Here is an 18,221-nt window from a genome sequence, read left to right as displayed (position 1 = left end):
CGGGAGCGTCAGTGCCGGGTACCTCGGACCGGCGTCACGGGCACTGCCGCGCGTTCGGGGCCGCGCCCAGCGTCACGGTCTGCGACGCGCGCACGAGGTCGCCGCCCGCCGGGTCCTGGGCGCACACGGTCCAGCCGTCCCGTCCACCGCTCAGGACACCCGCCCCGGGGTCGCGCGCGTCCACCACCACGACGCCCGCGAGCTCCCGCTCGCCGAGGTCGGCGCGGGCCTGCTTGAGCCGGGTCTCGACGAGGTTCGGCATCGAGAACGCGGGCTCGATCTCGACGGAGACGTCGACACCGTCGGACCCGCCGGGCGGGAGGGCCGTACCGGGTCCCGTCGGGCCGGTGGGGCCGTCGGTGGGATCGGTCGTCGGGACGGTCGTGGGCACGACTGTGGGCTCGACCGTGGGGGACGGCGTCGGGTCGCCGGGACCGGCCGGCAGGCCCTCGACCCGGCACCCCGTGAGCGCCACGACGGCCACGCCCGCGAGCACGGCGACGCGCGCCCCATGCGCCACCCGGGTGCGCGTCCGGTATCGCGGCGCCCACCTCTGCGCGTCGTCCTCGTCCTGGCCCGTCGCCGTCGACGGTGCCGTCGTTCGTCCTGCCACCACACGTGCCCCCGGTTGCCCCTGCGAATCTTCTGCTCTTCGAGGGTACGTGACGTGTCCGGCGTCCGCGGCCGGGGGAGGGTCCGGGGGAGGGTGATCCTCGGCGGGCTCAGCGGTCGCCGGGCGCGTTCCGCTTCGGGGGCCGGACGGTCGGCACGTCGCCGACGATGGGGATCGGGCGGCGGTGGAACGGGAACCCGTACCGCGTGACCAGGCCCGCGAGCGTCGTGAGGCGGTTGCGCGGGCCGATCAGGCCCATGATGTGCACGAACAGCCACGCGAGCCAGGCGACCCCGCGTGTGAGCCGCAGCCGCCCGACGACCTCCGCGATCGCCGCGCGCCGCCCGATCACGGCCATGGTGCCCTTGTCGAAGTAGCGCAGAGACGTCGTCGGACGGCCCTCCAGCAGGGCGAGCACGTTGCGCGCGACCTGCGTGCCCGACTGGATCGCGGGCTGCGCGAGCTGCGGCAGGCCGGCGGGAGAGATCGCGATGTCTCCCGCCGCGAACACGCCCGGGCGCCCGTCGACCTGGAGGTCGTCGCCGACGACGACGCGCCCGCCCTCACCGCGAGGCAGACCCCAGTCGTCGACCTCCTCGTGCGGGTGCACGCCCGCCGACCACACCGTGAGGTCGGAGCGGATGCGGGTGCCGTCGGTGAGCACGACGGCGTCGGGCAGGACCTCCGCGACCCCGGCACCCAGGTGCAGGTCGACCCCGCGACGGCGCAGCTCGTCCGCGGCGTACCGCCGCAGCTTCGGGTGGAACGACTTGAGCACCTCGCCGCCGCGCTGGACGATCTTCACCTCGAACGCGTCGCCGTGGATCTCGGGGTAGGCGGGCCGCAGCCCGGCGGTGCGGAGCTCGGCCAGCGCGCCCGCGACCTCGACACCCGTCGCGCCGCCGCCCACGACGACGACGCGCAGGCCGTCGTCGGTCCCCGGCGTGGCCGCCGCCTTCTCGAGGCGGATGAACAGCGTGTCGCGGATCTTCATGGCCTGGGAACGCGTGTACATGGGGAACGCGTTGTCCTTGGCACCGGGGGTGCCGAAGAAGTTCGCGGTGACGCCGTTGGCGAGCACGAGGTAGTCGTAGTCGACCCACTCGTCGTTGAGCAGGCGGATGCGACGGTTCTCGTGGTCGACGCCCACGAGGTGCTCGTGCACGACGCGCACGTTCTTCTGCTTGAGCCGCAGGCCGCGCAGGAAGTACGTGACGTCGCCGGGGTTCAGGCCGCCGGTCGCGACCTGGTAGAGCAGCGGCTGGAACGTGTTGTAGACGCGGCGGTCGACGAGCGTGACCCGCACGGGCGCCTTCGCGAGCCCCTTGACGACGGCGAGACCCGCGAACCCCGCACCGACGACCACGACGTGCGGCAGACGGTCGGGTGTCCGGGGAGACGTCGCGCGTTCCGGCACAACAGGGACGGGCTCGGGCACGGGGCCTCCTCAGGGCGACGGGGCGGGAGAGCGCCGGTGCCCGTCCGCCTGCGTCGCGGACGTCGCCGACGACGTCAGACAGGTTACGGCGAACGGCACGCCCGCGCCGAACGGGCGCTCACCGTCCCCGCCGAAGTAGAACCGTCTCCGCCGAGGTAGAACCGTGGTCGTGTCGGACGGCGGTGGTCGGCTTGGGTGTCGGGGTGGGTGGGGGCGCCGCGTCTTCCATCCGCCGCTCGTTCCTCGCGGCTCCCGCCAGGCCCGACCACGACTCGGCGCCCCCACCCACCCCTCCCGGCGTCGTCTCGCCCTGGCCATCGCTCACCCGGGCGACCGCCCCGCGGTGCTGCGACGAGCATGTCGATGCGGCTCGTCCTGATCGCCTGACAGGCGGCAACCGCATGCTCGACCGGCCGGAACCGCATGGTCGCCACGAGCCCAGGCGCGCACCACCTCACCCAGCATGCGGAGCCGTCGCCGGACCACTGTTCTACCTCGCGTGACCAGGGTTATACCTCGGCGGACCATGGTTCTACTTCGCCGGACCCAGGTTCTCCGTCGGCAGACCGGGCTCTCTCGCCGCGGCTGGGCCACCTAGCCGGGTGACTGGACGGCGGAGCGGTGGGGGTGGGCTCGGTGGCGAAGGGGCGTCAGAGCCGCGCTCCCAGAACCCACGGCCGACGGACCAGGGCGACGGCGCGGCAGCCCCGAGCGCCGAGGCCACCCCCACCGCAGACCGGACCGCGCGGGCCTGAGACCGGACCACGCGGGCCTGAGACCCGACCACGCGGGCCTGAGACCCGACCACGCGGGCCTGAGACCCGACCACGCGGGCCTGAGACCCGACCACGCGGGTGTCGGTCGTTCAGGCCCCGTGGCGCTCGACGTCGTCGCGGTGCAGCAGGTCCTCGCGCACGACGCGGCGCAGCACCTTGCCGATCTGCGAGCGCGGGAGCTCGGGGACGACGGCGAGAGACCGGGGGAGCGCGTAGCGCGCGAGCCGCTTCTCGCCCCACTCGCGCACGGCGGTGAGGTCGACGCGCGGAGGGGCGGACGCGTCGTCGGGGTCCTCCAGCACGACGACCGCCGCGACGTGCTCGTCGGAGCCCTCACCCGGCAGCCCGACGACCGCGACGTCGCTCACGCCCGGCATCTGCCGGAGCTGGTCCTCGACCTGCGACGGGTACACCTTGAACCCGCCGACGACGATCATCTCCTTGATGCGGTCGACGAGGGTGACGAGACCCGCGTCCGGGCCGTCGAGCGCGACACGCACGACGTCGCCCGTGCGCAGCCAGCCGTCGTCGAGGAGCTGGTGGGCGGTCTCCTCGGGGCGGTTCCAGTACCCGCGGAACACCTGCGGGCCGCGCACGAGGAGCTCGCCGCGCACGGTGCGCGCGCCGTCGGCGGCCGCGCCGGGCACGTCCGCCGCGCCGGGCACGTCCGCCGCGCCAGGCTCAGCGGGCTCGGCGTCGCGCAGGTCGCCCGCGTCGAGCGCGTCGGCGTCGACGACGCGGATCTCGGTGCTCGGGAACGGGAGCCCCAGCGTGCCCGGACGGCGGGCGTCGGAGACGGGGTTGCCGAGGCAGACGGGGGACGTCTCCGTCATGCCGTAGCCCTCGATGAGCAGCCCGCCGGTGGCGTCCTCCCAGCGGCGCGCCGTCTCGGCGGTGAGGGGCATCGCCCCGGCGAAGGCGAGGCGGATCGACGTGAGGTCCGACCCGGCGCCGGGGGCGCGGGACTCGGCGGCCGAGACGATGCGGTCGAACATCGGCGCGACGCCCGGCAGGAACGTCGCCGGCCGACGTGCCTGGGCGGCGACGAACGCCTCGGGGTCGAACTTCGGGAACGCGACGAGCGTCGCGCCGATGCGCGCGGGCAGCGTGAGGCAGAACGTCAGACCGAAGGCGTGGAAGAACGGCAGCACGCCGTAGACGGTCTCGGCGCCCTCGGCGAATCCCGCCCACGCCTGGCCCTGCACGACGTTCGCGACGAGGTTGCGGTGCGTGAGCACCGCGCCCTTCGGCGTGCCCGTGGTGCCGCCGGTGTACTGGAGGAGCGCGACGTCGTCGGCCCGGGGGTGGGCGAGCGTCGGCGGTAGTGCACGCGCGCGCCGGACGAGGTCGTGCCAGTCCGCGACGCCCGCGGGGACGGGGCCGCGCAGCGCGTCGCGCTGCACACGGGCGCGCGCCACGGGCAGGCGCAGCGCGAGCCGGCTGCCGCGCGGCAGGTCGCGGGCGATGTCCAGCCCGACGACGGTGCGCAGCCCGGGCACGTGGGCGCGGGCCTCGACGACGGCCGGGACGGCCTTCGTCCACACGACGGCGACGCTCGTGCCGGAGTCGGCGAGCTGGTGCGCGAGCTCGTCCGCGGTGTACGTGGGGTTGTGCTCCACGACGACCGCGCCCAGCCGCTGCACGGCGTAGAACGCGACGACGTGCGACGTGCTGTTCGGCAGGACGAGCGCGACGCGGTCGCCGTGTCGGACGCCCAGGTCGTGCAGGGCGCTCGCGGCGCGCTCGACCTGCGCGACGAGCCGGGCGTAGGTCGTCGTCGCGCCGAAGAAGTCGACCGCGACGCGGTCGGGCCAGCGCTCCGCCGCGCGGTACAGGGCGGCCGTGACCGGCTCGTCAGGGACCTCGACGTCCGTCGGGACGCCAGGTGCGTAGCGGTCGGTCCACGGCCTCGTCGCCAAGATGTTCACCCCGCCACCGTAACTTACGGTTGCGTAGGTTGTGTGCGGGCCGGGTGCCGGTCAGGCAGGGCGCCAGCGGGCGCCCCACCGGCGCGTCAGGCGTCCGTCGGACGTGGCGGCGTAGGCCCGCACGCCCGCCTCGACCACGTCGGCGACCGCGTGCGCGGCGACGTCGCTGTCGGCGAGGAAGCGCACGGTGACGCGGGCCTCGCCACGCACGACGCCGACGTCGTACGCCTCGACCGTGGTCAGGGCGCGCGCCGCCTCCGCCGCCGCCGGGAGCACCACCTCCGGGTCGGCGCCAGGGTGCAGCAGACCGATGACGAGCGTGACGCGGTACGACGGCACGTCTCAGCCCAGGGCCGGGAGGCCGGCCTCGTCGCACGGGTCGAGCTCGACCGGGCCCGAGACGTCGAGTCGCACGAGGTCGCCGTCGGCCGTGACGGTCACGGACCATCCCGTCGGGTCCGTGGCCTCGACGTACGCCGAGCCGCCGTGCTCCGGGTGCACGACGTCGGACGGCTCGCCGAAGCCGTGCTCCTCGAGCACCGGGGCGAGCTCGGCCGGGAGGTCCTCGAGCAGGTCGTAGCCGGCGCCGCCCTCGCGCGTCGTGCTCGCGTCGGGGAGGAAGACGACGCAGCGGCCGTCGTCCTGCCCGGTCGCCGACGCGTCGTCGTCGTCGGTCCATCCCTCGTCGCCGACGACACCCTGGACGGCCGCGAGGACGTCCTGGCGCGCGGCGTCGTACGCGGGGACGGCCTCGGCCGCCGGGCTCGGCTCGGCGGCCGGCTCCTCGTCGGTGCCGCCGCACGCGGCGAGGGCGCCCACCACGCCCAGCACGAGCACGGCGCGGGCGAGGTCCCTCGCCCGTGGTCGCGTCACGGTCCGCTCGGTCATGGTCCCCCTCGGTGTCGCGCGGACGACGGGTCCGCCGAGGGGGACGCTACCAGCGCCCGCGCGGTCGATCCCGGGCCGGACATGGGGAGGACGACCCATGTCGGCGCACGTCAGGGCGGGTGTACGGTCGCCACGACCTGCGGGCGAGGGGGAGACATGAGCGGGATGTACGGGGCGGACGTCGCACAGCTGCGACAGCTCGGGCAGCGGTTGTCCGAGGCCGCCGACAAGCTGACGTCGCTGCGCGGCGAGCTCGACGCGCTGGTGACGTCGAGCGCCTGGGAAGGGCCCGACGGCGACGAGCTGCGCGGGGCGTGGTCCACGTCGCACGCGCCCGCCGTCGCAGCGGTCGGGGCGGTCCTCGGCGACGCGGCGACCGCCGTCGCGCGCCAGGCCGACCAGCAGGAGAGCACGAGCACCGACGGCGTCGGCGGGCCGGGCGGCGGTGGGTCCGGCGGGGGCGGTGGCGACCGGAGCACGCCGGGCGAGGACGGCGACCGGCCCGGCGACCCCGACCTCACGGACGACCTCGGCGACTACGAGGACGTCCCCCCGATCGACCTCGAGAACGAGGACTTCTCGATCGACGACATCAACCAGGGCCAGGTCGGGGACTGCTGGTTCCTCGCCGGCCTGGGCGCCGTCACCACGACGGACCCGAACTTCCTGCGCGAGCACATCCAGCTGAACGACGACGGCACGTACACGGTCACGATGTACAAGGACGGCGAGCCGGTCGAGATCGTCGTCGAGCCCACGGTCCCCGAGAACGGGGTGGGCGGGCAGAACGGCGAGCCGAACTGGGTGTCGATCTACGAGAAGGCCGCCGCGGAGTACTACGGCGGCGACTACCAGGACATCGACGGCGGGCACTCGGACGACGCGTTCGAGGCCATCACGGGCCGGGAGGCGGAGCGGTCGGGCGAGCTGAGTCTCTCCGAGATCCAGGAGCGCCTCGAGGACGGTCCGGTCGCGGTCGGCACCGAGGACGACGACGCGTTCTGGTGGTGGGAGGAGGAGGTGAACGACAACAGCATCGTCCCCAACCACGCCTACGTCGTCACCGAGGTCAAGGAGGTCGACGGGGAGCTGAAGATCCACGTCGTCAACCCGTGGGGGCCTGGCGGCAGCGGGGACAAGGTGGGCGACGTGTGGCTCACCGAGCAGGAGTACCGCGAGAACTTCGACTCCGTCTACACGGGAGGCTGACCCATGGCGGGCAAGGACGAGACACGTACGGCGCGCGTCGCCCAGGGGGCGCAGGCCGAGTTCGCGGACGTGCGGGTGGGGGTCATGCGCGTCGGCGTCGGGGCGGGCCGCGCGCTCGCGCAGCTCGCGGTGCGCTCGCCGCGCGGGAGCGACGTGCTGCGGGTCGACCTCGGCGAGGCGATCGACCTGCACGGTGCCGGTCTGCTGCACGTCGTCGACGTCGAGGGAGAGCCCGGGACGTCGCGCGGGACCGTGACGTTCACGTTTACGCCGGCCTGAGCACCGCCACGAGGAAGTCGGCGTCTGCGGTCCACGGGCGCAGGTCCCACGTCGCGAGGGCGACGTCGAGATGCAGGCCCGCCTCCTCGACGTCGGCGAAGAACCGCTCGGGCGCGTAGCCGCGCCCGGTGCCGAAGCCGACGACCGCGCGCCCGTCCGGTGCCAGGTGCGCGCGGAAGCGGCGCAGCACCTCGACCTCGGTGCCGGGCGCGAGGAACGTCATGACGTTTCCCGCGCACCCGATCGCGTCGAACGGCTCGGCGACGCCCTCGGAGGGCAGGTCGAGCTCCGCGAGATCGCCCACGCGCCAGTCGGGGCCGGGATGGTCGGCGCGCGCCGCGTCGACGAGCACCGGGTCGACGTCCACGCCGACGACCGTGTGCCCGCGCGCGTGCAGCTCCGCGCCGACGCGACCCGGGCCGCACCCGGCGTCGAGGACGCGCGAGCCGCGCGGCAGCATCGCGTCGACCAGCCGCGCCTCGCCCGCGAGGTCGGCGCCCTCGGCGGCCATGGTGCGGAACCGTTCGACGTACCAGGTGGAGTGCGACGGGTCGGCGGCGGTCTTCTGCTCCCAGCGCGAGGGGCGGGTGGCGCTCATGGCCCCGACGCTACCCGTGCGTGGGAGAGTCGGTCCCGTGACCATGGTCCCGACCTTCCGCGGCAGGTTCTTCGACACGTTCCTGGGCATCGACCTCGGCACGAGCGGCCTCAAGCTCGTCCTGCTCGGCCGCGACGGGACGGTCGTCGCCGAGGCCGAGGCGAGCTACCCCGTCGAGCACCCGCGTCCCGGCTGGGCCCAGACCGGCCCCGCCACGTGGACGACGGCGCTCGGCCGGGCCCTCGACGACCTCGCCGCAGGGGTCGCCGCCCTCGGTGCGTCCGACGACGGGCCGGCCCGCGGCGTCGCGGTGCGCGCGGTGGGCCTCGCCGGCCAGATGCACGCGGCGGCGCTCGTGGACGAGGCGGGGGTCGCCGTCGCACCCGCCGTGCTGTGGACGGACCGCCGCGCGGACGGTCGCCTCGAGCGGTGGCGAGCGCTGCCCGACGCCGTCCGGGCACGGCTCGCCAACCCCCTCGTCCCCGGCATGACCGGGCCGGTGCTCGACTGGTTCGCGGCCCACGACCCCGCGGTCCTCGACCGCGCCGCGCACGTGCTGCTGCCGAAGGACGTGGTGCGGGCGTGGCTCGTGGACGCTCCGGCGCTCCCGGTCGGGACGACCGACCGTTCCGACGCCGCGGGCACGCTCCTGTGGGACGTGACGCGCGACGCGTGGGCGGGCGACGTCGTCGCACACCTGGACCTGCCCGGTCGCCTCCTGCCGGGCGTGGCGCCCTCGGACGCGGTGGCCGGCACGACGTCACGCCTCGCGTCCTGGTTCCCCGCGTCCGGCGACGCGGTGCCCGTGGTGGTGGGAGGCGGCGACACCCCGGTGGCGCGCCTCGCCGTCGGCGCGCCGGGTCTGCACGTCAACCTCGGGTCGGGGGCCCAGGTCATGGCTGTGCTCGATCGGCCCGGCCACCCGGAGCCGGTGCTCGACCCCCTGGTCAACACCTTCGCGGACACGGGGTCGGGTGCGAGCGCCGGGTGGTACCGGCTCGCCGCGGTGCAGAACGCGGGCCTCGCGCTGGACTGGGCGCTGCGGGTCCTCGGCCTGACCTGGGACGACGGCCTCGCGCTCGCCCGGACCGTGCCCGACGGGGCGCGGGGCGTGACGTTCCTGCCGTTCCTCACGGGAGAGCGCGGGGGTATCGCCGGTCCCGGTGCGCAGGGCGCCTGGACGGGGCTCGCCGAGGACACCGGTCGAGCCGAGCTGGTCCGCGCCGCGGTCGAGGGGACGGTCTTCGCCGTCGCGGCGGCAGCGGCGCTTCTCGACGCGCCGACCGGGGACGTCGTCGTGACGGGGGGCGGCGCGAGGGAGCCGCTCGCGCGGCGGCTGCTCGCGGACGTCCTCGACCGCCCGGTCCGGCGCGTGGCGCTGCGCAGCGCGACGGCGGTCGGGGCGGCGATCCTGGCAGCCCGCGGCGCGGGGGAGCAGGTCGATCCCGTGGCGCCCACGGACGAACCGGACGTTCCCGGACCCGGGCGCGCGGGCGTCGTCGGACCGTACGACCGCTGGCGGGCGACGACCACAGCCCTCGCCTGACCCGCCGAACACGACATCAGTGTCGTTATCGGGCTCGTGACGGCACACAGGTCGTTCTCGACCGGGCGCAGGGTCGTGCTCGACGCCCGACGCACTGCGAGAATCGAGGGATGTCGCCCGCATCGTCAGCGCCCCCCGCTCCCGTCGGCCCTGCGCCCGCCACCGCTCCCGTGACCGAGGTCGCGACCAGCGCCCCGACGGGCGAGGTGCTGGCCGTGTGCCGCGTCCACGCGCTCCTGCCCGACGCCGGCCCGGTCGGCGTCACGGCGATCGACAAGCGCCCCGTCGACGGTCCCGTCAAGGTCCGCCGCCTCGGCCTCTACGGCGACCTGCAGGCCGACCGCGCGAACCACGGCGGCGAGGACCAGGCCGTCTACGCGTACGGGCAGGACGACGTCGACTGGTGGACCGGGCAGCTCGAGCGCGAGATCCCGCCGGGGCTGTTCGGCGAGAACCTGCGGGTGCGGGGCATCCCGGTGAGCGCCGCCGTCGTCGGGGAGCGCTGGTCGGTGGGGACCGCGCTGCTCGAGGTCACCCAGCCGCGCACGCCGTGCGCGACGTTCGCCCGGCGCCTCGGCGAGGACCGGTGGGTCAAGCGGTTCGCGGACGCGAACCGCACGGGCGCGTACCTGCGGGTCGTGCGGAACGGCGAGCTGCGCACGGGCGACGCGGTGACGGTCTGCTACCGGCCCGAGCACGGCGTGACGCTCACCGACTGGTTCGGTGCGTGGAACGCGCGCGGGACGGACCCGGAGCGGGCGACCGACGTCGCGCGCCGGCTGCTCACCGCGCACCTCGAGGGGGACGTCACGCTCACGGACGAGATGCTCGCGCGCGTGGAGATCGCCGCGGGTCGTCGGATCGAGGACTGAGCGGCACCCGGCCCGGGTTTGTCAGCGCTCCGCGCGCGGGATGCGGGGGGCGCGCGGGCCGCGCGGCGGCTCGTTGGGCGGCCACTCGCCGTCGTCGGAGCCGTCGTCGGCGGAGAACAGCAGGTCGTGCAGGCGCGCCTGCACGTTCTCGACGTCGGGCACGTCGTGGAGGTTCAGGCCGGGCTTGTCCGTCGCGTCCGAGATGACGAGCGTCCCGCAGCCGAAGAGGCGGTCGATCGGGCCCTTCTCGTAGTTGACGTCGTTGATGCGGTAGAGCGGGATGTCGCGACCGGTGCGCGTGATGATCCCCGAGCGCATCGCGATGCGCTTGTTCGTCACCGTGTACTCGGTGGTGCGCCAGCGCAGCCACGGCACGAACACCCAGACCACGGCGGCGACGAGCGCCAGCCCGGCGACCACCCAGCGCGCGACGTCGTTCGGGACGAGCAGGACGGTCACGACGACCGCCGCGACGAGCACCACGAGCAGCACGAACGGCCAGAACAGCGCCTTCGCGTGCTCCTTGAGCTCCATGACGACGTGCTCACCCTCGGTGAGGTGCTTCTCGCTCAGTCCCATGGGGAGCATGGTGCCACCTCGCGGCGCGTGCCGGGAGGCCCGTCCGGAGCCGGGCGCTACGACACCGGCGACAGGTTCCAGCCCTCGATCGTGCGCAGCCCGTGCCCGTACCCGAGCAGGCAGATCGCAGCGGTCCCGAGCTCGAGCCGCGCGCCGAGCGCGGGGTCGACCCCGAGCCAGACCGTCGCGAGCACGCGCAGCAGGTGACCGTGCGCGAACAGGACGACGTCGTCGCCGCCCTGCAGCGTCGGCTCCACGCGCGCGAGCACCCGTGCGGCGCGTGCGGCGACGTCGTCGAGCGCCTCGCCGCGGTGCCCGTTCGCCGCCGCGAGGACGTTGACGCCGTCGCGGAAGATCAGCCACTCGCGCCCGAGCTCCGCGCCGACGTCGGCCGACGTGCGCCCGTCGACGGGCCCGTAGTCCCACTCGGCGAGGTCGTCGTCCGTCGGTGCGTCGGGGAACCCCGCGAGGTCGGCAGTGCGTTGCGCGCGCTGCCGGGGGCTCGTGAGCACGACGGCGGCGCGCCGGCCCCGCCGGTCGGCCCACCGCTGCAGCCACACGCCCGCGGCGACGGCCTGCTGCTCGCCCGCGACGGTGAGCGGGATGTCCGAGCGGCCGGTGTGCCGACCGCTCGCGCTCCACTCGGTCTCTCCGTGGCGCACGAGGACGAGCTGCGGGTCTGGGGCGGTGTCGTTCGCGCTCACGGTCGGCCTTCCTGGTGGGGTGTCCTCCAGCAGGATCGCCCGACGGCGGCTCGGGCGCGCGGCGGGGCGCTCGTCGTGCGGTGGGCGACCCGGCTCAGCCCGCGACGCCGTCCACGCCGTTGAGAGCCAAGAACACCACGAGCGCGCCGAGGAGGACGACCGCGACCCCGGTGGCGACGAGCAGGACGGTGCGAGGACGGATGCGCACGAGAACTCCGGTGGCGGGGAGGGGAGGGGCAGACCCATTGTCTCTCAAGACGGCGTCGGTGGTCCCCGCTAGCGTCGGTCCCGGAGCGGATCGAGGGTGGCGACGAGGCCACCGGAGAGGGGAGCGAGATGGTGCACGAGACGGCGGACGGGGAGGTCGCCTACGGGAGCCCCGACTTCGACTGGTCGATCCTCGAGGTCCCGACGGCGGCGGCGGTCGTCCGCGGCCAGCTCGGGTTCTCGTGGCTCGAGGTCTCCGAGCGGCTGGGGACGCTCACGCAGGCGGAGCTCGAGTGGGAACCCGGCCCGGACGCGCTGCGGGTCGTGCGGCGCGGGGCCGAGCGCGCTCCGCGGACGTCCGGTGGCGGGGACTGGGTCATGGAGTGGCCGGAGGGGCCCGACTCGCCCCAGCCGCGGACGATCGCGTGGCTCGTCGCGCACCTCACCGAGGCGTACTTCGAACGGTGGGAGTGGACGTTCGGCGCCCGGGAGCGGCGCCGGGACTCGGTGACGTTCTCGGGGGAGGTCGGCCCTGCGGTCGCGGGGCTGCGGCACGAGGTGGACCGGTGGCGAGCCGGTGTGGACGCGCTGCCCGACGACCAGGTGTTCACCGTCGGGCTGAGCCAGGCCACTCCGATCGACGCGGCGTCGCCCTTCGCGCACCTCGTCGCGCACATGAACCGCGAGCTGATCCACCACGGCGCCGAGATCATGGTGCTGCAGGACCTGTTCCGTGCGTCGCACGTCACGACGGGCGGTGGGAATCCGTAGGTCTGGCAGATGGTTGAACGGTCACATGACGACGAACAGCCCTGACGGGTCGAGCGCGCGCACCGTGAAGATCGACATCTGGTCCGACGTGGCCTGTCCGTGGTGCTACGTCGGCAAGCGACGGCTCGAGACCGCCCTCGACCGGCTCGCGGAGAGCGGGGACGGCCCGCAGGTGGAGATCGAGTACCACTCGTTCGAGCTCGCGCCCGACACCCCGGTCGACTTCGACGGGACCGAGGTGGACTTCCTCGCGGGGCACAAGGGGATGCCGCGCGAGCAGGTCGAGCAGATGCTCGCCCAGATGACGCAGCTCGCCGCCGCGGAGGGGCTGTCGTACGACTTCGACGCCCTCCAGCACACCAAGACGCTCACCGCGCACGAGCTGCTGCACCACGCGAAGGCGCACGGCAAGCAGGTCGAGATGAAGGAGCGCCTGCTCAAGGCGTACTTCGAGGAGGGCAAGCACGTGGGCCGGGTCGAGGTCCTCGCGGACCTCGCCGCCGAGGTCGGTCTCGACCGGGCGGACGTGCTGGCGGCGCTGGAGGACGGGCGCTACTCCGACGACGTGCAGGCCGACATCGAGCAGGCCCGGGCGTACGGGATCAACGGCGTGCCGTTCTTCGTCGTCGACGGTCGGTACGGCGTCTCGGGAGCGCAGGACCCGGCTGTGTTCGTGCAGGTGCTCCAGCAGGCCGCCACGGAGGGCGCGGCGGCCTGATCGGTGGCGCCGCGCGGCGCAGCGACCTATCTCACACCCGGTGCGGTGGACCTGCGACTCGGTATCACCGAGACTGGGACGCAGCCCGCACCGACGCCGGCCCACACGTGCACCGGCGCCCGTGAATCCCACGAGGAGGCCTCAGATGACCGACATGACGACGAACCTCTACCACTCCATCGCGAACCCGCGGCGGACGACGCTCCTGAGCGTCAGCCCGTCCGACGCCGCGGCACCGCACCGCGAGCAGCCCGCTCCCGGGCTCACGCTCGTCGGCGCGGACGACGCGGCGGTCTGCGTCGACGGGGCGTGCGCGCTTCCCGAGTAACCCCGCGCTGGGTGCATGAAACAGTCGCCGGAATCGGATGATCCGGCGACTTTTTCATGCACTCAGCGGTGTGGTGGGTGGTCAGTTGCGGCGGTGGTCCTGGATCGACAACCTCGGGCCGCGGCGCGGGGGCCGAGCGCGTCCGGAGACCTCGAGCAGTCGGACCACGCGGTAGCGGTGCGGGGCGTACGGCGCGAGCAGCTCGAGCATCCGCTCGTCGTCGACACGCTCGCCGACCAGCGCCCAGCCGACGGCCTTCGCGAGGTGGTAGTCGCCCACGGACACCGCGTCGGCGTCGCCGAGCGCGCGCTGCGCGACCTCCGCAGCCGTCCAGACACCCACCCCCGGGACCGCCTGCAGGCGGGCGTGGGCAGCGCTGGCCCCGCGAGCGTCGAGCAGCGCCGGGCACTCCTCGAGCCGGCGCGCGACCCGCGCCGCGGCGACGACGGTCCGGGCGCGACCCGGGTCGACGTTCGCACGGTGCCAGTCCCACGAGGGGACGGACGCCCACGTCGCGGCGTCGGGCACCACGAACATCCCGACGTCGCCCGCGGGTCCGGGCGCCGGCTCGCCGTAGCGACGCACGAGCCAGGCCCAGGAGCTCCAGGCGGCCACGGTCTGCACGCGCTGCTCGAGGATGGCCGGCACGAGCGCCTCGAGCACCCGTCCGGTGCGCGGCACGCGCAGGCCGGTGCTGCGCCTGTGCGCGTCACGGAGGGGAGCGGGCGGGGTGAAGCCGTGGTCGTCGTCCTGCTCGCCCAGCAGCTGGGGCAGGGCGTCGAGCGCCTCCTCCGCGCCGGGCCCCCACGCGTGCCCGACGACGTCGCGCGGCCCGGTCTGCACGAGGCGGCACGTCGCCGGTCCGCTCGGCAGCCGCGTGGTGCGCCACACCTCGCCGGGGCCCCGTCGGGAGGTGGGGTCGTACGGTCCGCGGGTCAACCGGTCGAGCGTGAGGTGCAGGTCGAGCGGGCGCCCGGACGACACGCGCCGGACCCGCGGTCTCCCGCCGGCGAGCACGGGGTTCACGACCGGATCCCGCCCTGGACGGTCGCCGACCGCGTGCTCGGCGGGCTCCAGGCCCGTGCTCGGCGAGACGGTCACCGACCCATGGTCGCACCCGCCACCGACCGCCGGGCACGACGTCGCGCCGCGTCGAGCACGGCTTTGGTGTCGTCATCCGCTCGATCACGACACCAAGGTCGTGCTCGGCGGTGGCGCGTCAGTCGAAGAGGGTGTCCATGCCCCACACGGGCTCGGGCGTCGGCTGCCTGGACGCCGGTGCGTGCGGGGCGGTCGTGGCGGGCACGGCCGCGGAGACCCGGCCGCCCGGTCGCGTGGGGTCGCCGAGCTCAGGGACGAGCGTGCCGTCGAGGTCGCCCCGACCAGCGGCCCAGTCCTGCGCCGCGAGGCCGGCGAGCTGGTCGGCCCGCTCGTTGAACGGGTCGCCCACGTGACCCCGGACCCAGCGGAACCGCACCGGTCCGGCGCGCTCGGTGATGACGCGGTCGATGGCCTGGACGAGCTCGAGGTTCTTCACCGGCTGCCCGCCCGCCGTGCGCCACCCCTTGCGCTTCCACGCGACGACCCACTCGGACGCGCACTTGATGGCGTACTGCGAGTCGGACTCGATGAGCAGCGGCTCAGCGCCGGGGTGCGCGCGCACGGCCTGGAGCAGCGCCGTGAGCTCGGCGACCTGGTTGGTCCCGCTCGCGGCGCCGCCGGAGTCGAACGTGCCGTCGTGGTTGATCCACGCCCACCCGATGGCGCCACCCGGGTTGACCAGGCACGAGCCGTCGGTGCTGACAGTGATCACAGCGCTCCTCGATCACGGACGTCCCCGGCCACCGTGCTGCGGCGGGGAGGCGAATGCGTCGGGGCTCATTGTCTCCCGTCCAGGAGCGTCGTCGTGCCACCGTCCACAGCAGGACCGGTCTCGGCGGCCGCCGAGAGGATCGACGGTCCCCAGGTCGGCCGCGCTGACGCAGGCTCGGGGTCACCTCAGGGGAGAACCGGGGGGATACCCCATGGTGGGACGCCGTCCGGTCGTCGAGGCTGGACGACATGGTGACGTGGGTGGGGGAGCTGTGGGGACAGGTCGAGTCGTGGTTGCTCGCGCTCGTCGACTCGGCGTGGGCGCTCCCGACGCTCTTCGCGACGACGGCCGCTGACGGCTTCTTCCCGCCGATCCCGGGCGAGACGGTCATCGTCATGCTCGCGGTGGGCGCACAGTCGGGTGGCGGCGTCGCCTGGGGGCTGGTCCTGGCCGTCGCCGCGCTCGGCGCGTGGTGCGGCGACCAGCTCGCGTACGCGCTGGGTCGGGCGCTCGGTACCCGGACCCTGCCGGTCCTGCGCGGGCCGAGGGGACAGCGTGCCGTCGCCTGGGCGACGCGCTCGCTCGACCGCCGTGGCGCGTCCGTCGTGCTCGCGGCACGGTTCGTCCCCGTCGGCCGGACGGCGGTCAACGTCACCGCGGGTGCCGTGGGCTTCTCACGCCGGCGCTTCATGGCGCTCTCTGCCGTCGCGTCCGTGACCTGGGCGACCTACTCGTTCCTCATCGGGACGCTCGCCGCCGCGTGGGTCGGTGACAGCCCGCTGCTCGCCGTGGTCGTCGGAGTCGTCGGCGGGATCCTCCTGGGGGTCCTGGTCGACACCGTGGTCCGGCTGCGCGCCGCGCGCCGGGAGCGTTCCGGGGCCGCGACGGGGCTCCCGGCCCCGGCTCCGGCCCCGTCGGCGCCGGAGCCGGACCTGGTTCCCTGCGCCGGGCCCGCAAGCTAGAACCCCGGCCGCCGACGTAGAGCGGGGTGGTTCGTGGTCGGGTCCGCGTGCGGGACGGCGTCGTTGCTCGGGCTGTCCGCGCCGTCACCCTGGACCGTCGGGCGTGGGTCTGGGGAGCGCAGCCTTGACGCCCTTCGCCTCCGACGACGCCCCGCCCGCTCAGCCACCACCTCACCACGGGCAGACGCGGCGCCCCCACCCACCCCGACACCCACGGCGACCATGCGCCGTCGGCCCCAAGGAACCACGGTTCTACCTCGCGCGACCGGGGTTCTACCTCGCGCGGCCGGGTTCTACCTCGGCGGTGGGGTCAGGAGACGCCGAGCAGGTCGATGACGAAGATCAGGGTCTTGCCGGAGAGGCGGTGGCCGCCGCCCGCGGGGCCGTACGCGAGCTCCGGCGGGACGACGAGCTTGCGGCGACCGCCGACCTTCATGCCGGGGATGCCCTCCTGCCAGCCGGCGATGAGGCTGCGCAGGGGGAAGTTGATCGACTGGCCGCGGTTCCACGAGGCGTCGAACTCGTCGCCGGTCTCGTACTCGACGCCGAGGTAGTGCACGTTCACGGTCGCGCCGGGCGTCGCCTCGGGACCGTCGCCGACGGTGATGTCCTCGACGACGAGCTCGGTGGGGGCGGGGCCCTCGGGCGCGTCGACCTCGGGGCGGGACAGCTCGTTCTCAGGAGTGGTCATGCTCCGATCCAACCACGGGGACGTGCGGAACGGCGGTCGCGGCCGTCCCCCTCGCGCAGTTCGGCCCGGCGAAACACGGGACGGCGGAAAGTCGCCATGATGGAGGCATGCCCAGCACACCCGAGCCGGCCTCCGGCCTGCCTGCCGAGACCCCGCGCGAGGTGACGCCCGGCGCGGTGCCCGCTGCCGCCGTCGGGCACGCGCCGACGGAGCGGGAGGTCAGGCGCTGGCGGCGGTTCCTCGCCGACGAGCGCGCGGAGGCCGCGGTGTACCGCGACCTGGCGAGCCGTCGCAGCGGCGAGGAGCGCGACATCCTCCTCGCGCTGTCGGACGCCGAGAAGCGGCACGAGCAGCACTGGCTCGACCTGCTCGGCGAGGACGTCGGCAGGCCCCTGCGCGGTGACTGGCGCACCCGCACGCTCGGCTGGCTCGCACGACGCTTCGGCGGGGTGTTCGTCCTCGCGCTCGCGCAGCGTGCCGAGGCGCGCTCGACGTACGAGACCGACGCCGACGCGACCCCGAGGATGGCCGCGGACGAGCGCATCCACGAGGAGGTCGTGCGCGGGCTCGCGACGCGCGGGCGCAACCGCATGTCGGGGACGTTCCGGGCCGCGGTGTTCGGCGCGAACGACGGACTGGTGTCGAACCTCGCCCTCATCCTGGGCATCGGTGCGTCCGGGGCGTCGAACACGACCGTCCTGCTCTCCGGTCTCGCCGGCCTGCTCGCGGGCGCGCTGTCGATGGGCGCGGGGGAGTACGTGTCGGTACGGTCGCAGCGCGAGCTGCTCGACGCGTCCACGCCGAGCCCGGAGGCGTCGGCCGCGCTGCCCGACCTCGACGTCGATGCGAACGAGCTCGCCCTCGTGTACCGGGCGCGCGGCATGGCGCCGGCGGCCGCCGAGGAGCACGCCGCGGAGGTGCTCGCGACGTACACGCAGCAGACCCTCATCGCGCCGCCGCCGAGCGCCGACGAGCACGAGACCCACGGCACCGCCATGGGGGCAGCGGTCTCCTCGTTCCTCTTCTTCGCGTCCGGCGCGCTGATCCCCGTCCTGCCGTACCTCCTCGGCCTCACGGGCTACGTCGCCGTCGCCGTCGCCGCGGGGCTCGTCGGCATCGCGCTGCTCGCGACCGGGGCGACGGTCGGCCTGCTGTCCGGTACCTCTCCGCTGACGCGTGCGCTGCGCCAGATCGCCATCGGCTTCGGTGCCGCTGCGGCGACCTACCTCCTCGGCCTGGTGTTCGGGGCAACGGTCGGGTGAAATCCGGCGCGTCCGGTGGTGAGCGTCACAGGGGCATGC

20 protein-coding genes are annotated in these 18,221 nt (G+C 74.7%); 9 read left to right on the top strand and 11 right to left on the bottom strand.

Annotated elements, in window-relative coordinates:
* Window positions 1-34: 34 nt before the first annotated feature.
* From ACMXGY_RS18685 to ACMXGY_RS18665, 5 genes are all read right to left on the bottom strand, one after another.
* Window positions 35-613 carry a PASTA domain-containing protein gene (locus ACMXGY_RS18685; protein WP_483774462.1) on the bottom strand — a complete coding sequence of 193 codons (579 nt, stop codon included), beginning with the start codon at window positions 611-613 and terminating at the stop codon, window positions 35-37.
* Window positions 614-722: 109 nt separating this feature from the next.
* Entirely contained in the window at window positions 723-2,051 is a 1,329-nt protein-coding gene (locus tag ACMXGY_RS18680; protein WP_483774461.1) for an NAD(P)/FAD-dependent oxidoreductase, read from the bottom strand.
* Window positions 2,052-2,916: 865 nt separating this feature from the next.
* Entirely contained in the window at window positions 2,917-4,749 is a 1,833-nt protein-coding gene (locus tag ACMXGY_RS18675) for an AMP-binding protein (protein ID WP_483776907.1), read from the bottom strand.
* Between the two features lie 57 nt (window positions 4,750-4,806).
* Complete coding sequence (locus ACMXGY_RS18670) at window positions 4,807-5,094, bottom strand: hypothetical protein (protein WP_483774460.1); 288 nt, start codon at window positions 5,092-5,094, stop codon at window positions 4,807-4,809.
* A 3-nt stretch (window positions 5,095-5,097) separates the two neighbouring features.
* Window positions 5,098-5,643 carry a hypothetical protein gene (locus tag ACMXGY_RS18665; protein WP_483774459.1) on the bottom strand — a complete coding sequence of 182 codons (546 nt, stop codon included), beginning with the start codon at window positions 5,641-5,643 and terminating at the stop codon, window positions 5,098-5,100.
* 156 nt (window positions 5,644-5,799) lie between these two features.
* On the opposite strand from ACMXGY_RS18665, the gene ACMXGY_RS18660 reads away from it, so the two are divergent.
* The gene (locus ACMXGY_RS18660; RefSeq protein WP_483774458.1) at window positions 5,800-6,852 is read left to right on the top strand and encodes a C2 family cysteine protease; all 1,053 of its coding nucleotides are present in this window, start codon (window positions 5,800-5,802) and stop codon (window positions 6,850-6,852) included.
* 3 nt (window positions 6,853-6,855) lie between these two features.
* On the top strand, window positions 6,856-7,131 hold the full coding sequence (locus ACMXGY_RS18655) for a hypothetical protein (protein ID WP_483774457.1): 276 nt from the start codon (window positions 6,856-6,858) through the stop codon (window positions 7,129-7,131).
* Here the strand turns inward: ACMXGY_RS18655 and ACMXGY_RS18650 are convergent.
* Entirely contained in the window at window positions 7,118-7,729 is a 612-nt protein-coding gene (locus tag ACMXGY_RS18650) for a class I SAM-dependent methyltransferase (protein WP_483774456.1), read from the bottom strand. The two genes, ACMXGY_RS18655 and ACMXGY_RS18650, sit on opposite strands and share 14 nt — an antisense overlap.
* A gap of 43 nt (window positions 7,730-7,772) precedes the next feature.
* On the opposite strand from ACMXGY_RS18650, the gene ACMXGY_RS18645 reads away from it, so the two are divergent.
* Both ACMXGY_RS18645 and ACMXGY_RS18640 read left to right on the top strand, forming a co-directional pair.
* Window positions 7,773-9,275, top strand: coding sequence for an FGGY family carbohydrate kinase (locus ACMXGY_RS18645; RefSeq protein WP_483776906.1), 1,503 nt, complete (start codon window positions 7,773-7,775; stop codon window positions 9,273-9,275).
* 110 nt (window positions 9,276-9,385) lie between these two features.
* Window positions 9,386-10,147: an MOSC domain-containing protein gene (locus ACMXGY_RS18640; protein WP_483774455.1), complete on the top strand. Its 762-nt coding sequence runs from the start codon at window positions 9,386-9,388 to the stop codon at window positions 10,145-10,147.
* Between the two features lie 21 nt (window positions 10,148-10,168).
* Here ACMXGY_RS18640 and ACMXGY_RS18635 read toward each other — a convergent pair whose 3' ends face one another.
* Both ACMXGY_RS18635 and ACMXGY_RS18630 read right to left on the bottom strand, forming a co-directional pair.
* Window positions 10,169-10,726: a PH domain-containing protein gene (locus tag ACMXGY_RS18635; protein ID WP_483774454.1), complete on the bottom strand. Its 558-nt coding sequence runs from the start codon at window positions 10,724-10,726 to the stop codon at window positions 10,169-10,171.
* 56 nt (window positions 10,727-10,782) lie between these two features.
* Window positions 10,783-11,430: a histidine phosphatase family protein gene (locus ACMXGY_RS18630; protein WP_483774453.1), complete on the bottom strand. Its 648-nt coding sequence runs from the start codon at window positions 11,428-11,430 to the stop codon at window positions 10,783-10,785.
* Between the two features lie 336 nt (window positions 11,431-11,766).
* Here ACMXGY_RS18630 and ACMXGY_RS18625 point away from each other — a divergent pair, with 336 nt between their 5' ends.
* From ACMXGY_RS18625 to ACMXGY_RS18615, 3 genes are all read left to right on the top strand, one after another.
* Complete coding sequence (locus tag ACMXGY_RS18625; RefSeq protein ID WP_483774452.1) at window positions 11,767-12,408, top strand: DinB family protein; 642 nt, start codon at window positions 11,767-11,769, stop codon at window positions 12,406-12,408.
* Between the two features lie 25 nt (window positions 12,409-12,433).
* Window positions 12,434-13,126: a DsbA family oxidoreductase gene (locus ACMXGY_RS18620; RefSeq protein ID WP_483774451.1), complete on the top strand. Its 693-nt coding sequence runs from the start codon at window positions 12,434-12,436 to the stop codon at window positions 13,124-13,126.
* A 145-nt stretch (window positions 13,127-13,271) separates the two neighbouring features.
* Entirely contained in the window at window positions 13,272-13,454 is a 183-nt protein-coding gene (locus ACMXGY_RS18615; protein ID WP_483774450.1) for a hypothetical protein, read from the top strand.
* Between the two features lie 81 nt (window positions 13,455-13,535).
* On the opposite strand, the gene ACMXGY_RS18610 is transcribed toward ACMXGY_RS18615, so the two are convergent.
* Together ACMXGY_RS18610 and ACMXGY_RS18605 are read right to left on the bottom strand one after the other, a co-directional pair.
* Window positions 13,536-14,555: a DNA-3-methyladenine glycosylase family protein gene (locus tag ACMXGY_RS18610; RefSeq protein ID WP_483774449.1), complete on the bottom strand. Its 1,020-nt coding sequence runs from the start codon at window positions 14,553-14,555 to the stop codon at window positions 13,536-13,538.
* Between the two features lie 118 nt (window positions 14,556-14,673).
* Window positions 14,674-15,267, bottom strand: coding sequence for a ribonuclease H family protein (locus ACMXGY_RS18605; RefSeq protein ID WP_483774448.1), 594 nt, complete (start codon window positions 15,265-15,267; stop codon window positions 14,674-14,676).
* Window positions 15,268-15,515: 248 nt separating this feature from the next.
* Between ACMXGY_RS18605 and ACMXGY_RS18600 the strand changes: the two genes are divergently transcribed.
* A complete protein-coding gene (locus ACMXGY_RS18600; protein WP_483774447.1) occupies window positions 15,516-16,229 on the top strand; it encodes a DedA family protein in 714 nt (237 codons plus the stop codon).
* Between the two features lie 310 nt (window positions 16,230-16,539).
* Here ACMXGY_RS18600 and ACMXGY_RS18595 read toward each other — a convergent pair whose 3' ends face one another.
* Complete coding sequence (locus tag ACMXGY_RS18595; RefSeq protein WP_483774446.1) at window positions 16,540-16,920, bottom strand: FKBP-type peptidyl-prolyl cis-trans isomerase; 381 nt, start codon at window positions 16,918-16,920, stop codon at window positions 16,540-16,542.
* A 107-nt stretch (window positions 16,921-17,027) separates the two neighbouring features.
* Between ACMXGY_RS18595 and ACMXGY_RS18590 the strand changes: the two genes are divergently transcribed.
* On the top strand, window positions 17,028-18,182 hold the full coding sequence (locus ACMXGY_RS18590; RefSeq protein ID WP_483774445.1) for a VIT1/CCC1 transporter family protein: 1,155 nt from the start codon (window positions 17,028-17,030) through the stop codon (window positions 18,180-18,182).
* Window positions 18,183-18,221 lie beyond the last annotated feature (39 nt).

Source organism: Cellulosimicrobium sp. G4 BAM 1002 (genome assembly GCF_057126935.1).
This window is presented reverse-complemented; position numbering and strand designations above follow the sequence as displayed.